14 protein-coding genes are annotated in these 12616 nt (G+C 65.2%); 11 read left to right on the forward strand and 3 right to left on the reverse strand.

Features of this window, described 5'->3' with window-relative positions; translation table 11 throughout:
• Positions 1-111 precede the first annotated feature (111 nt).
• Together BLP96_RS10685 and BLP96_RS10690 are read left to right on the forward strand one after the other, a co-directional pair.
• Positions 112-1764 (forward strand): nitrite/sulfite reductase, encoded by a 1653-nt coding sequence (locus BLP96_RS10685; protein ID WP_089685972.1) that lies wholly within the window; start codon positions 112-114, stop codon positions 1762-1764.
• Positions 1757-2290 (forward strand): DUF934 domain-containing protein, encoded by a 534-nt coding sequence (locus BLP96_RS10690; protein ID WP_089685974.1) that lies wholly within the window; start codon positions 1757-1759, stop codon positions 2288-2290. The genes BLP96_RS10685 and BLP96_RS10690 overlap by 8 nt, the downstream gene beginning before the upstream one ends.
• Before the next feature lie 225 nt (positions 2291-2515).
• On the opposite strand, the gene smrA is transcribed toward BLP96_RS10690, so the two are convergent.
• A complete protein-coding gene (gene smrA / locus BLP96_RS10695) occupies positions 2516-3109 on the reverse strand; it encodes a DNA endonuclease SmrA (protein ID WP_089685976.1) in 594 nt (197 codons plus the stop codon).
• A gap of 133 nt (positions 3110-3242) precedes the next feature.
• On the opposite strand from smrA, the gene BLP96_RS10700 reads away from it, so the two are divergent.
• From BLP96_RS10700 to pdxH, 5 genes are all read left to right on the forward strand, one after another.
• Positions 3243-3659 carry a gamma-glutamylcyclotransferase family protein gene (locus BLP96_RS10700; protein WP_089685979.1) on the forward strand — a complete coding sequence of 139 codons (417 nt, stop codon included), beginning with the start codon at positions 3243-3245 and terminating at the stop codon, positions 3657-3659.
• Positions 3660-3756: 97 nt separating this feature from the next.
• Positions 3757-4212 (forward strand): MgtC/SapB family protein, encoded by a 456-nt coding sequence (locus BLP96_RS10705; protein WP_089685981.1) that lies wholly within the window; start codon positions 3757-3759, stop codon positions 4210-4212.
• Positions 4213-4310: 98 nt separating this feature from the next.
• Positions 4311-4931: an NAD(P)H:quinone oxidoreductase gene (wrbA, locus tag BLP96_RS10710; RefSeq protein WP_089685983.1), complete on the forward strand. Its 621-nt coding sequence runs from the start codon at positions 4311-4313 to the stop codon at positions 4929-4931.
• On the forward strand, positions 4928-5350 hold the full coding sequence (locus BLP96_RS10715; RefSeq protein WP_089685985.1) for a DUF2069 domain-containing protein: 423 nt from the start codon (positions 4928-4930) through the stop codon (positions 5348-5350). The genes wrbA and BLP96_RS10715 overlap by 4 nt, the downstream gene beginning before the upstream one ends.
• Before the next feature lie 10 nt (positions 5351-5360).
• Entirely contained in the window at positions 5361-6002 is a 642-nt protein-coding gene (gene pdxH / locus BLP96_RS10720; protein WP_089685987.1) for a pyridoxamine 5'-phosphate oxidase, read from the forward strand.
• A 98-nt stretch (positions 6003-6100) separates the two neighbouring features.
• Here pdxH and BLP96_RS10725 read toward each other — a convergent pair whose 3' ends face one another.
• Positions 6101-8848, reverse strand: a complete 2748-nt coding sequence (locus BLP96_RS10725) for a bifunctional acetate--CoA ligase family protein/GNAT family N-acetyltransferase (protein ID WP_089685989.1) — start codon at positions 8846-8848, stop codon at positions 6101-6103.
• 109 nt (positions 8849-8957) lie between these two features.
• On the opposite strand from BLP96_RS10725, the gene BLP96_RS10730 reads away from it, so the two are divergent.
• Together BLP96_RS10730 and BLP96_RS10735 are read left to right on the forward strand one after the other, a co-directional pair.
• Complete coding sequence (locus BLP96_RS10730) at positions 8958-9893, forward strand: histone deacetylase family protein (protein ID WP_089685990.1); 936 nt, start codon at positions 8958-8960, stop codon at positions 9891-9893.
• 92 nt (positions 9894-9985) lie between these two features.
• Positions 9986-10615 (forward strand): helix-turn-helix domain-containing protein, encoded by a 630-nt coding sequence (locus tag BLP96_RS10735; protein ID WP_089685992.1) that lies wholly within the window; start codon positions 9986-9988, stop codon positions 10613-10615.
• Here the strand turns inward: BLP96_RS10735 and BLP96_RS10740 are convergent.
• Positions 10612-11478, reverse strand: a complete 867-nt coding sequence (locus BLP96_RS10740; protein WP_089685995.1) for a formate dehydrogenase accessory sulfurtransferase FdhD — start codon at positions 11476-11478, stop codon at positions 10612-10614. The genes BLP96_RS10735 and BLP96_RS10740 overlap by 4 nt on opposite strands.
• 100 nt (positions 11479-11578) lie before the next feature.
• Between BLP96_RS10740 and BLP96_RS10745 the strand changes: the two genes are divergently transcribed.
• The gene (locus tag BLP96_RS10745; protein WP_089685997.1) at positions 11579-12010 is read left to right on the forward strand and encodes a DUF3305 domain-containing protein; all 432 of its coding nucleotides are present in this window, start codon (positions 11579-11581) and stop codon (positions 12008-12010) included.
• Entirely contained in the window at positions 12007-12582 is a 576-nt protein-coding gene (locus BLP96_RS10750) for a DUF3306 domain-containing protein (protein ID WP_089685999.1), read from the forward strand. Before BLP96_RS10745 ends, BLP96_RS10750 begins: the two co-directional genes overlap by 4 nt.
• Positions 12583-12616: the final 34 nt, after the last annotated feature.

Consider the following 12616-nt stretch of genomic DNA (forward strand, 5'->3'; position numbering starts at 1 on the left):
ATATTCTTTTTTGAATAAAAAGTATAAATATTTATTCTTTCATAGAATAAAGCCGGGGCGTTATGGTGCCCCCTGACGATTCGCCACTCTCTCTGCAGCAGGACCGGCCGAATGTATCGCTACGACACCCATGATCAGACCCTGGTCAATGAACGCGTCGCCCAGTTTCGAGACCAGATGAATCGCTATCTGGCCGGGCGACTCAGCGAGGAGGAATTCCTGCCGTTGCGCGTGCAGAACGGCCTCTATGTCCAGCGCTACGCCCCGATGCTGCGTATCGCCATTCCCTACGGCATGTTGGCATCCTATCAGCTGCGCAAACTGGGGGACCTGGCCCGCGACTACGATCGCGGCTATGGCCACTTCACCACCCGCACCAATCTGCAGCTCAACTGGCCCAAGCTGGAAACGGTGCCGGACATGCTGGCCGAACTGGCCAGCGTGCAGATGCACTCCATCCAGACCAGCGGCAACGACATCCGCAACACCACCGCCGACCAGTTCGCCGGGGTGGCCGAAGACGAAGAGGTCGATCCTCGACCGTGGTGCGAGCTGATTCGTCAGTGGTCCACCTTCCATCCCGAGTTCGCTTATCTGCCGCGCAAGTTCAAGATCGCCGTCACCGGTGCCGCCGAGGACCGCGCGGCCATCCAGGTGCACGACGTGGGTCTGCGACTGTGGCGCGACGAGCACGGCGAGGTGCGCATCAAGGTGCTTGCCGGCGGTGGTCTGGGTCGTACGCCGATGATCGGCGAGGTGGTGTGCGAGGACCTGCCCTGGCAGCACCTGCTCACCTACCTCGAGGCGCTGGTGCGGGTCTACAACCAGTTCGGCCGCCGCGACAACAAGTTCAAGGCACGCATCAAGATCCTGGTCAAGGCGCTGGGCGTCGACGAGTTCCGCCGCCGGGTCGAGGCGGAATGGGCCCACCTCAAGGATGGAACGCAGACGCTGACTCGCGAGGCGGTCGAGACGATGCAGACGCACTTCGTCGATCCCGACCGTCGCGAGGTCCCGGCATCGGCGCAGGCCGATTTCGAACGGCTGCGCGAGGAGAATCGCGCCTTCGCCCGCTTCGTCACCAACAACGTGCACGGTCACAAGGTGCCCGGCTACAAGGCGGTCACCCTGTCGCTCAAGCGCCGCGGCCACTCTCCCGGCGACGTGACCTGGGAGCAGATGCATCAGGTGGCCGATCTGGCCGACGAGTTCAGCTTCGGCGAACTGCGCGTCACCCACGAGCAGAACCTGGTGCTCTCCGACGTGCCGCTGGATCGCCTCGAGGAGCTCTGGCACCGGCTGGAAGCGCTCGGCATGGCCAACCCCACGGTGGGCACCCTCGCCGATCTGATCTGCTGCCCCGGCGGCGACTACTGCGCCCTGGCCAATGCCAAGTCGATCCCCGTGGCCCAGGCCATCCAGGAGCGCTTCGATGATCTCGACTTCCTTTACGACCTGGGGCCGCTGGATCTCAACATCTCCGGCTGCATGAATGCCTGCGGGCACCACCACGTCGGCCATATCGGCATCCTCGGCGTCGACAAGAAAGGCGAGGAGTTCTATCAGATATCGCTGGGCGGGGCCCAGGGCAACGAGTCGTCGCTGGGCAAGATCCTCGGTCCCTCGTTCTACCGCGACAGCGTGCCGGAGGTCATCGACAAGGTGCTCCAGGTCTACGTCGGCGAGCGCCACGATGGAGAGACCTTCCTCGACACCTATCGCCGCATCGGTCTCAAACCCTTCAAGGAGCGGGTCTATGCCTGATCAAGCCACTGCCTCACGCCCCTTCATTCGTCAGGGGGCACCGGCCGAGGATCGCTGGACCCTGATCCGTGACGACGATGCCGAACTGCAGGCATCGCCGGCCATCGTGCCGCTGTCGCTGTGGCAGCAAACGTCGGCCAGCGATGCCCTGGCGCCCTGGCTGGCCAGCGACACCGAGCTGACGCCGGAACTCGCCGCCGAGCTGGTGAAGGCGCCGCTGATCGCCGTCGACTTTCCCAAGTTCACCGACGGTCGCGGTTACTCGCTGGCCCGGCTGCTGCGCGAGCGCTACGGCTACACGGGCGAGATCCGCGCCATCGGCGACGTGCTGGTGGACCAGTGCTTCTACCTGACCCGCTGTGGCTTCGATGCTCTCTCGCTGCGTGAGGACCAGTGGCTGGAAGACGCCCTGCACGCGCTCAATGCCTTCAGCCGCGCCTACCAGCCGGCCGTGGACGAGCCCGAGCCGCTATTCCGCCATCGGCTGCGCGAGGCCATACACGACGCCGAGCCGGCCTTCGCCTGAGGAAACACCGCACGAATGTCTGCGCGGGCAAATCACGGCGTTGCGCGGTGCTGGTGCGCCAGCCCGGTCGGAATCCTCACCCAGTACCGCATAGGCTCCGGCTCCTGCGCTCCGTGCGCCTTGTGCTTTGCTCCGCTCGCCGATTCGTGCAGCGTCTCCGCATGGCCGTTTTCCTCTCCCTTTACGCGCCGGCCCTTGGGCCGGCGGCGTCGTCTTGGCGCGACGTCAGCCGCGCCGCTTCTGCTGGCGTTCGCGGTTGGCCGCCCGCGCCCGCTCGCTCTTGCGCAGCATCACCCAGGTGGCGCCGAGGCCGCCGTCGGCCTGCTGGGCCGAAACGAAGGCCTGTACCTCCTCGAACTGGGCCAGCCACTTGGCGAGGTAGGAGCGCAGCACATTGGGGGCACTATCGATCTCGCGGCCGCGGCCGTGCACGATCAGCACCGAACGCAAGTCGTGGGCATACGCTTCCTGGATGAAGCCGGGCAGTATGCGGCGGCACTCGGCGAGCGGGCGGCGTAGCAGGTGCAGCCGTGCCTGGGCCGTATAGCCGCCGTGGCGCAGGCGGTCGACCACCCCTTGCTGGATGCCATCGCGACGGTATTCGAGCGGATCGAAGGGCGCTATCAGATCGACGAAGTCGTCGGAGAGAAAACTGTCGCCCTCCCCTTCGGCCTGGGCACTGTTGCGTCGGGCGAGTTGCGCTTCCGTCGGTGAGCGCCGCGGCCTTCCCGGGTCGGCGCGGTTGCCGTTGCGGCTCAGGGGGCGTACGTCTCCCATCATTGCCCGAAAGTCCTGATCGTCGCGTGCCGACTGCGTCATGGCTGCCTCCGGGGTCGTCTCAGGGGAAATGCCATCCTAGCAGAGCGCCGGCATGGGCTTAAGGCGCCGAGCTCGTCGTGGCAGTATGTCCTTCTCAACGTTTTCATTCGGCAGACGGGAAGGAACAAACCACATGCTGCGTTGGCTCACCACGGCTCTGCTGGTTGCGCCGATCGGGATCGCCGGTTGGCTGTGGTGGAGCCTGCTCAGCCCCTACACCTATGACCGTCCAGACCACCTGCCTGCCATCCAGTCGGGCACGCATGAGGTGTTCGTCTACGGCACGCTTCGCTATGCTCCGGTGCGCTGGCTCGTGTATGGCCGTGTCGGCGACCCCCAACCGGCCGTGCTGGAAGACTACCGCCGCAACGGGCTGGACATCGACGAAGCCCCTGAAGAGCGTGTCGAGGGGCTGCTCATCGAGGTCGATGCCAGCGAACTGGCCAGGCTGGACCGCTACGAACGCCTGGGCCTGCGTTACGAGCGCCAATCAGTCACCCTTTCCGATGGAACCCGAGCCTGGACATACCGTCGCCTGGAAGAAGACTAGGCGAAACGCCTTGATGCGTACGGCGTCGAAGTCGATGCTTAGCGAGCCAGGTGCTCGAGCATGCTCCGCACCGCCGTCGACCGGAGAAGCCAACACCATGGAAACCGAACTGTCCTTGCTGGACATCCTCTCGCGGCTTGGCGTGGCCACCGGCCTGGCGCTTGCCGTGGGGCTCGAACGGGAGCTGCGCGGCAAGCCCGCCGGACTTCGCTCCCACATGCTCGTGGCGTTGGGCGCGGCTGCCTTCATCATCGTCGGGATGGAGATCATGCATACCGCCAGCGACAGCTCTGCGCGCATCGATCCGACGCGCATCGTCGAAGGAGTGATCGGTGGCATCGGCTTTCTCGGTGCGGGCACCATCATCCGCAGCGGGGCCAGCGTGCAAGGGATCACCACCGGAGCCTCGATCTGGTTGGCCGGCGCCATCGGCATCGCCGCGGGGGTGCGGCAGTTCCCCCTGGCGATCATGGTGACGGTGCTGGCATTGATCATCGTGATCGTATTCGGCCATTTCGAGCGAGAGGTCATCGAGAAGGATTCCAGGCGCTGACGGCCCTGGGCCCCTGCGGGCGCCCCGACGAACGAGTGTGGTGCTGCAGGCCTGCGCTGATACAATGGGCGTTTGGCACCACCGATCGAGGAGCCCGGATGCGTGACGCCCTGCCTTATGTACTGATTCTCTACTATTCCCGCTACGGTGCCACCCGTACCATGGCCGAGCAGTTGGCCGCCGGCGTCGAATCCTGCCCAGGCATCGAAGCGCGCCTGCGCACCGTGCCACCGGTTTCGCCGACCTGCGAGGCCGTCGACCCGGAGATTCCCGCCGAAGGCGCCGTCTATGCCAGCCTCGACGACCTTCGCCACTGCGCGGGCCTGGCGTTGGGCAGCCCCACCCGCTTCGGCAACATGGCCGCACCGCTCAAGCATTTCGTCGACGGAACCAGCGAGCTGTGGCTAGGCGGTGCCTTGATCGACAAGCCGGCCACCGCTTTCACCTCGACTGCCAGCCTGCACGGCGGCCAGGAGACGACGCTGCTGTCGATGCTGCTGCCGTTGCTGCACCATGGCATGGTCTATGCCGGCATCCCCTACAGCGAGACGGCTCTGATGACGACCGCAGGTGGCGGCACGCCATACGGCGCAAGCCACCTCGCCGGCCAACGCAGCGATCGCGTCGTGACTGACGAGGAACGCCAGCTGATACGCGCCCAGGGACTGCGTCTCGCACGCCTCGCCCTGTCCCTGCGCCATCTGCAGGAGAGATCATGAAACGCTGGTTGGAGGCCATGGAAGCCGAGCATGGACTGGATGCGCTGACCGAACGTGCCCGTCGATTGGTCGTCGGCAGCCTGGCGATACTGCTGGTTCTGCTGATATGGGGCGGGCTGTCGATGCAGGCGGGTGACAACCCCCTTGCGCCAATCCTGATACGCATTCTGCCACTGGTGCTGTTCCTGCCCTCGATCATCGGGAGGCGGCCGCGTGGGCACGTCTGGCTGGCCTTCGTCAGCCTGCTCTATTTCGCCCAGGGCGTGATGGTTGCCACGCTGCCCGGTCAGGGCTTGCTCGGTGGGCTGGAAGCTCTCAGTGGTCTGGCGCTGTTTACCGGCAGCATGTTCTATGCGCGTTTCCGCAGCCGCCAGCTTGTGCTCCATTCGCCCAGCGGCGACCATAGCGAAAAACGATGAGGAGAGCGCCATGACACGCAACATCGCCGATATCCGCCGCGACTACGAAGGCGGACGGCTGGAAGAAGATCAGGTACCCGACGAGCCCACGGTGCTGTTCGATGAGTGGATGGCGTTGGCCCTGGAGAGCGAAGGCGAGGATGGCAACGTGATGACCCTGGCCACCGTCGACAGCCAAGGGCTGCCGCATGCCCGCGTGCTGTTGCTCAAGAGCTATGACGAGCACGGCCTGGTCTTCTACACCAATTACCACAGCCACAAGGGCAGCGAGCTGGCCAATGTACCGTCTGCCGCGCTGGTATTCTGGTGGCCGTCGCTGGCACGTCAGGTGCGTGTCGAAGGCCGTGTCGAGCAGGTCTCGGCCGATGAATCGGATGCCTACTTCGACAGTCGGCCTCGCGCCAGTCAACTGGGTGCCTGGATCGCCACCCAGAGCGTGGTGATTCCCGGGCGCCAATGGATCGAGGAGCGTCGACAGCGCTTCGAACAGGCCTATGAAGGACAGGCGGTGCCGCGTCCGGTGCACTGGGGCGGCTACCGCGTCATCCCCGACATGTTCGAGTTCTGGCAGGGCCAACCCAGCCGCCTGCACGACCGCATTCGCTTCGAGCGTCGTGACGGCCAATGGCAGCGTTTTCGCCTGGCGCCGTGACGGTCCGACTCGCCCTCGACCTATGGTGAACCCCGGGCGTCGGGCCAATTCTTGCGCTCGGATTCGTCGAACAACAGGAGCCTCGGCCGGCGGGGTCCTCAATCCGGCAGGCTCTCCAGGCGGTGCCGCTGCCACTCGCTCTGCGGTTCGTTGAGGCGTAGCACGGCATCGACCACCTGCTCCTCCATGTTGTAGCGACAACGAAAGCCCAGATGTTTCATCAAGGCACGCATGGGATGGTTGTCGACCATGATCTTGCCGATCATTTCCAGGGTGCCGACGCTCTTGCAGTAGGCGATCATCTTGTTCATCAGCAAGCTGCCGAGCCCCTGCCCTTTCATGTCGTCGCGCACGATGATCGAGAACTCGGTACGGATGTTGTCGGGATCGTTCCATACCCGCACCACGCCGAGCATCTCCTTGCTGCCATCCGTTTTCTGGTGCTCGGCGATGAAGGCCATCTGTCGGTCGTAGTTGATGTGCGAAAGGATCGACAGGTCGCGCTGGGTCAGGTCCGACTTGTTGTGGAAGTAGCGAAAGCGAATGCTCTCCTCCGAGAGCTGGGTGTGGAAGCTGGTGATCAGCGGCGCATCCTCGGCGCGTATGGGGCGAACCTCGACTTCCATGCCGTTCTTCAGCGTCACCCATTCTCTGAGCTCTTCGGGATAGGGCATGATCGCGAAACGCGCCGGCGATCCCAGATCCATGGCGAAGTCCACCGCGATCACGCCGTCACGGTTGAGCAGCAGCGGATTGAGCTCCAGGCCGCGCAACTCGAGAAGGTCCGAAGCCATTTGCGAGAGCTTGACGAGCAGCTCGCACAGTCGATCCAGATCGCGTTCGGGATCGCTGGAGTGCTCGCGGATCAGGCGGGCTGCGTGGGTTCGTCCCACTACGTCAGCAGCCAGCGTCATGTTGAGCGGCGGCAGCGCCACCTGACGGTCGGCCAGTACGTTGACCTTGTAGCCACCGATGCCGAAGACGATGATCGGGCCGAATACCGGGTCGCGGGTGATGCCCGCACAGACCTGCAACGAATGCTTGCCGCGCTGCATGGGCTGCAGGCAGAACTCGCGGATGTCGGTGTCGGGAAATTTCTCTCGCACCTTGTCACCCAGTTGGGCGACTCCCTCGGCCACCTGCTCCGGCGTGACCAGGTCCTGCAGCAGGCCGGCGGAGAGCTTGTGCGGGTGACGGCGGTAGCGAAACGGCACGCAGTTGCCTTCGTGCACCACCTTCAGGGCCATGGGGCAGTCGAACCGTGCCGCAGCCGCAGCGCCCTCCTCGGGCGTCTGCACGTAGCGTCCCGGCGCCACGGGAATGCCGTAGGCCTCCAGCACGCGCGCCGTCTCCGAGTGAGAAAGACTGTCGCGCCCCTCGGCCTTGGCCTGCTGGATCAACTCGCGGCATTCGGCGCGAATGTCGGAAGTGGTGGCGAACGGCAGACTGGGTGGCGTTTCCTGCAGCAGGGCCTGGACCCGCTGGTAGTCCACCATGTGCATGAACGCCTTGACGGCCTTCTCCGGCGAGACGTAGGTGGGAATGCCGGCCACGCTGCAGGCGTGACGGGCATCCAGCGCGCCTTCCAACCCCATCCAACTGGTCAGCAGATTACGACGGAAGCGACGGCGACTGTCGATGAGCGCTTCCGCCGTCTCCTTGGATGGAGCCAGCCGGGTCGGTGCATGAACGACCAGCACGGCATCCACGCCCGGGTCGGCAGCGACGATCTCCAATGCCTCGACGAAGGTCTCCGGGGTGGCATTGCCGCCAAGGTCCACCGGGTTCTCACCAGGCTTGCTCATGTCGAAGTCGCCCGCGCAGAGCGCGTCATGGGTCTTTTCGCTGAACGCCGCGAGGCGCCCCCCGGCGCTGATCAGCTTGTCGATGGCCAGCATCGCCGGCCCCAGACCGTTGGAGACGATGGCCAGCCGGTCGCCCTTGAGCGGCTTCATCTGCGACAGCGTCATCAGGGCGTCGAACAGCTCGTCGGAGTCGTTGACGCGCACCACCCCGGCACGTGAGAAGGCCGCGTCGAACACCACGTCGCGGTTGGCGATGCCCGGCGTGGGCGGCAGATTGGAGAGATCCGACTCGGGGGTGCGACCGCTCTTGATGGCCAGCACCAGGCGATGCCGCGAGGCGTCGCGCAGTGCCGTCATGAAGTGCAGGGCATCCTGGATGCGTTCGAGATGCAACAGGATGGCCTGGGTCGGCGCATATTGGTTGATGTAGTCGAGCAGGTCGGGGAGCATCACGTCGACGCTGTCGCCGACGGTGATCAGATGCGAGAAGCCGATGCCGCGCCCGGCCGCCCAATCGATCATGGCGTTGCCGAGCATCCCCGACTGCCCCAAGTAGGCGACCTTGCCCGCCTTGACCGGCTGGCTGGCGTAGGAAGCGTTGAGCTTGCGCCCAGGCACGATCAGCCCCATGCACTCGGGCCCAAGTACGCGAATGCCGGACTCGCGCGCAGCGGCGAGCATGCGGTCGCGTATCGAGTCGTGGCCGGCCTGGGCATCGTCGAGATGGGAGCCCGCCGAGAGTACCAGCGCGGCCTTGACGCCCACCCGCCCCAGCTGACCGATCACCTTGGGCAGCGTATGCGGTGGCGATGCCACCACCGCGAGATCGGGCGTTTCCGGCAGATCGCGGATATGCGACACGCACGGGTGACCGAACACCGTGGCGTAGCCCTTGGGGTTGACGGCCCACACAGAACCCCCGAACCCCGCATCGTCGAGATTGCGAATCACCAGGCCACCGATGGAGTGAGCCTTCTCCGAGGCGCCGACGACCGCCACGGTACGGGGTTCGAAGAAGTGCCGTAGAAATCGGGTGCCCAAGTCGTGCCCTCCAGCTGGTCAGTGGCTTCACACTGTGTACGACTTATTGCGACTGTCGTGCAAGAGCTTGCGCGCATTAAGGTGATCTCAATCACCCTGGAGCGCGCGCATGATCACGGCCTACATCACTCACCCGGACTGCTACCTGCATCACATGGGACCGGAGCATCCCGAAAGCCCGCGGCGGCTGGAGGCCATTCGTGCCAGGCTGGCGCTGTCCGGGGTGCTGCAGCAGACCATGCAGTCCGAGGCCTGCCCGGCCAGCGAAGAGGCGCTGGCGCGCGTGCATCCGTTGCGTCACCTGCGTGCGCTGGACAAGTGCGTGCCCGAGCATGGCATCGTCACTCTCGACAGTGACACCATGATGAATCCCGACAGCCTGCGCGCGGCGCGCGTGGCAGCCGGGGCCGTGATCCGTGGCGTCGACCAGGTGTTCCGCGGCCAGGCCGACAATGTCTTCTGCGCGGTGCGTCCGCCCGGCCACCATGCCGAAGCCGCCGACGCCATGGGGTTCTGCTTCTACAACAACGTCGCCGTGGGAGCCGCCCACGCGCGCGCCAAGTACGGCGCCCGCCGCGTCGCCATTCTCGATTTCGACGTGCACCAGTGCAACGGCACCATCGATATCTTCAAGGACGATCCCGAGATACTGATCTGCTCCAGCTTCCAGTACCCTTTCTATCCTTGGCGCTATCTGCGCAGCGAGTGGCAGAACGTGGTCAATACGCCGCTCGAGGCGGGCACCGACAGCACCGCCTTCCGGCGCGCCATCGAAGACGACTGGTTGCCTGCCCTGCACGCCTTCAAGCCCGAGATCGTGCTGCTGTCGTCCGGCTTCGACGCTCACCGGGACGATCCGCTGGCCGAGCTGTGTCTCGATGAATCGGACTACCACTGGGTCACCCATCTGGCCCTGGAGATCGCGGCGCTCTATGCCGACAAGCGGCTGGTTTCGGTGCTGGAGGGCGGCTACGACCTCGACTCCCTGGGGCGTAGCGCCGAAGCCCACGTCAAGGCGCTGCTCGGCCTGCCGTTCGAAGCTTGAACCGCAGCGCGAACGGCATCGTTTCGGCGGCGTCAGCATGGCCATGTATGGTACGCTTTCGGGAAATTCCGTTTCCGATAGTGAACGCCTAGATGACCACGACCACCGATCAGGAGGCCGCCCTTCGCATCGCATCCGGCCGCAAACCCTTCGTGGAACCGCTGCGTCTGGGCGAGCGCCTCAAGGAGTTACGCCTGGCCAACCAATGGACGCTGGAAGACGTCAGCCAGCGCACCGGACTGGCGCGCTCCACGCTCTCCAAGATCGAGAACGACCAGATCTCGCCCACCTTCACCGCCGTCCAGAAACTCATCAACGGCCTGGGCATCGACCTGCCCCAACTGCTGACTCCGCCGCGCAGCCAGCCGCGCACCATGGGGCGGCGCGACCTTACCCGCCGGGGTGACGGCCAGCACCACCCCACGCCCACCTACGAACACGAGCTGCTGAGTTGCGAGCTGGCGCAGAAGCGCATGATCCCCTTCAAGACGATCGTGCGCGCCCGCCATTTCGACGAATTCAACGAATGGGTACGCCACGACGGCGAGGAATTCCTGATGGTGCTCGACGGCGAGATCCGCCTCTACACCGAGTTCTACGAACCCCTGACGCTGACCGCCGGCGACAGCATTTACTTCGACAGCGACATGGGGCATGCCCTGGTGTCGGTGAGCGAAGACGATGCGGTGGTGCTGTCGGTCTGCACTCCGGCGGAGGCCTAGGCTTTCGCCCGTGCTCGATCGCCCGGTCGTCGCGCCGGCACAGCGTCGAGTTCGAGACGGCCCGCGGCATGGATCGCCTGGAAATGGCGTCCCTTGGCGCGGGCGATCAGCAGAACGCCAAAGCGCTCGGCCAGCTCGACGCCCTTCTGCGTCACGCCCGAGCGCGACACCAGCACGCCGATGCCCATCTGGGCGACCTTGAGCACCATCTCCGAGGTGAGCCTGCCGGTGGTATAGAAGATGTCAGCCCCCGTCGACGCTACCTCGCCGGCGCCACGCTCCGCCAGCCACTGGCGCCCGGCAAGGGTATCCACGGCATTGTGACGCCCCACGTCCTCGACGAAATCGAGCACTTCGGCCTGTCGGCACAACGCGCAGCCGTGCACCGCCCCGGCGCTCTTGTACGTTTCGTTGAAGTCGCTCAGGCGCTCGAGCAGCGCATAGAGTACCGACTGGCGCAGCCGTGTCTGCGGCAGAGCATTCAGGGCGGTGGATTCGAGTAGGCGACCGAATACCGTGCCCTGGCCGCAGCCGGTGGTCACGGTACGACGGCCCAGGCGCTCCTCGAGGTCGTCCGGCAGGTGCCGAGTCACCACCGCGGCGGCCTCGACTTCCCAATCGACGTGCACGGCGCTGAGATCCTCGATGGCGCCGATCAGCCCCTGGTTGCGCAGGTAGCCCACCACCAGCGCTTCGGGATCGGCGCCCAGCGTCATCAGGGTGACGATCTCGCGGCGATTCAGATAGAGCGTCAGCGGACGCTCGGCGGCAATGGGCCGGGACTGCGGCTCCCCGAACTCGTCGATCACCTCGATTTCGACCGTCGCGGGCAGGCGCGCACGGCTCAGGCTCAGCGATGTCATCGTCGGCTCCTCGGCGCTGCGTTGAGTCTCATGATGGCATTCTGCGTCGTGGACGTCTTTACTGATGTCGACTGGCGCCATCTCCACCGGAGGTCTTGACATGACGGGCAGTTCGAGCCGACGCCCCTTGAGTTTCGCTCTCGCTGGCGAGTCGCAACGCATCAAGGGCTTCACCGCCACGCGTTGGCGAATCGTGGAACTGCGCCTCGACGACTCCGGTCCCTGGACGCTCGAACTGCAGCTCTACCTCACCGAACGCGCGGCCTACCGCTTCAACCTCAGCGGCGGCGTGCCGCGCCTGTTCGTGCGTGCCGGCGATGCCGGCGAACGGCCTCGCCCGAGCGCCATCACCGCCAGCCAGGACGTTGCCGCAGCCTGGCTCGACGGCGAGCAGCAAGTCCTGGAAGTCACCATGCCGCTGGCCATCCAGGCCTGGCTGGAAGCGTATCTCGCTCGCCACGGCGAAGCATCCGACGAAGGTCGCAACAAGAAGCGCAAAGGCGCGGGGCGCGCCCGGGAGATGAGCCAATGAGCCGCCTGAGCCGCTGGTCGGAGCGCAAGCGGGCCATCATCGAGGACGACTCGACGAGCGATGCGTTCGACGAAGCCGTGACAAACCATGATGCGGCCGCGACGAACGAGATGGATTCCGACCTGGCCGCCCCCCTCGAACCCGGTAGCCTCGATCACACCCTGCCCGACCCTGACAGCCTGCCGCCCGGCAGCGACATCAAGGCGTTTCTGTCCTCCGGAGTGAGCGCCGGCCTGCGTCGCCGTGCCCTGCGTCGCCTGTTTGCCGCCGATCGCTACGGCGTTCGTGATGGCCTGGACGACTACGACGACGACTATCGACAGACGTTGAAGCCCATGGCCGGCGAGCTGGCCCAACGGGTTCGTCAATGGACGCGCCAGGCCGTTGGCGAGAGCGACGAGGAGATGACCGAATCGACCTCCGAGGGACGTGACGCCGCTGCGCAGGCGTCAGGGAACGAAAGCGATGCCACCGGCGATGAGACCGTTGCCGCCCATCGCGAATCCACCGCCGACCGACGGGCATTAGACCAAGGATGGAGTGGCGAGAACGCCAAAAGCGACCAACACTGAAACATTAGCAAGCCATCGATCGACGCATGGCGAC

This window comes from Billgrantia gudaonensis, assembly GCF_900100195.1.
In the GTDB taxonomy this organism is placed as follows: Bacteria; Pseudomonadota; Gammaproteobacteria; order Pseudomonadales; family Halomonadaceae; genus Halomonas; species Halomonas gudaonensis.

Excerpts from the sequence above, each read along its gene's own strand:
- BLP96_RS10735 (WP_089685992.1), top strand. The coding sequence starts at position 9,986 with ATGACCACGACCACCGATCAGGAGGCCGCCCTTCGCATCGCATCCGGC.
- BLP96_RS10690 (WP_089685974.1), top strand. The coding sequence starts at position 1,757 with ATGCCTGATCAAGCCACTGCCTCACGCCCCTTCATTCGTCAGGGGGCA.
- wrbA (WP_089685983.1), top strand. The coding sequence starts at position 4,311 with ATGCGTGACGCCCTGCCTTATGTACTGATTCTCTACTATTCCCGCTAC.
- smrA (WP_089685976.1), bottom strand. The coding sequence starts at position 3,109 with ATGACGCAGTCGGCACGCGACGATCAGGACTTTCGGGCAATGATGGGA.
- BLP96_RS10715 (WP_089685985.1), top strand. The coding sequence starts at position 4,928 with ATGAAACGCTGGTTGGAGGCCATGGAAGCCGAGCATGGACTGGATGCG.
- BLP96_RS10740 (WP_089685995.1), bottom strand. The coding sequence starts at position 11,478 with ATGACATCGCTGAGCCTGAGCCGTGCGCGCCTGCCCGCGACGGTCGAA.
- BLP96_RS10700 (WP_089685979.1), top strand. The coding sequence starts at position 3,243 with ATGCTGCGTTGGCTCACCACGGCTCTGCTGGTTGCGCCGATCGGGATC.
- BLP96_RS10745 (WP_089685997.1), top strand. The coding sequence starts at position 11,579 with ATGACGGGCAGTTCGAGCCGACGCCCCTTGAGTTTCGCTCTCGCTGGC.
- BLP96_RS10685 (WP_089685972.1), top strand. The coding sequence starts at position 112 with ATGTATCGCTACGACACCCATGATCAGACCCTGGTCAATGAACGCGTC.
- pdxH (WP_089685987.1), top strand. The coding sequence starts at position 5,361 with ATGACACGCAACATCGCCGATATCCGCCGCGACTACGAAGGCGGACGG.
- BLP96_RS10750 (WP_089685999.1), top strand. The coding sequence starts at position 12,007 with ATGAGCCGCCTGAGCCGCTGGTCGGAGCGCAAGCGGGCCATCATCGAG.
- BLP96_RS10730 (WP_089685990.1), top strand. The coding sequence starts at position 8,958 with ATGATCACGGCCTACATCACTCACCCGGACTGCTACCTGCATCACATG.
- BLP96_RS10705 (WP_089685981.1), top strand. The coding sequence starts at position 3,757 with ATGGAAACCGAACTGTCCTTGCTGGACATCCTCTCGCGGCTTGGCGTG.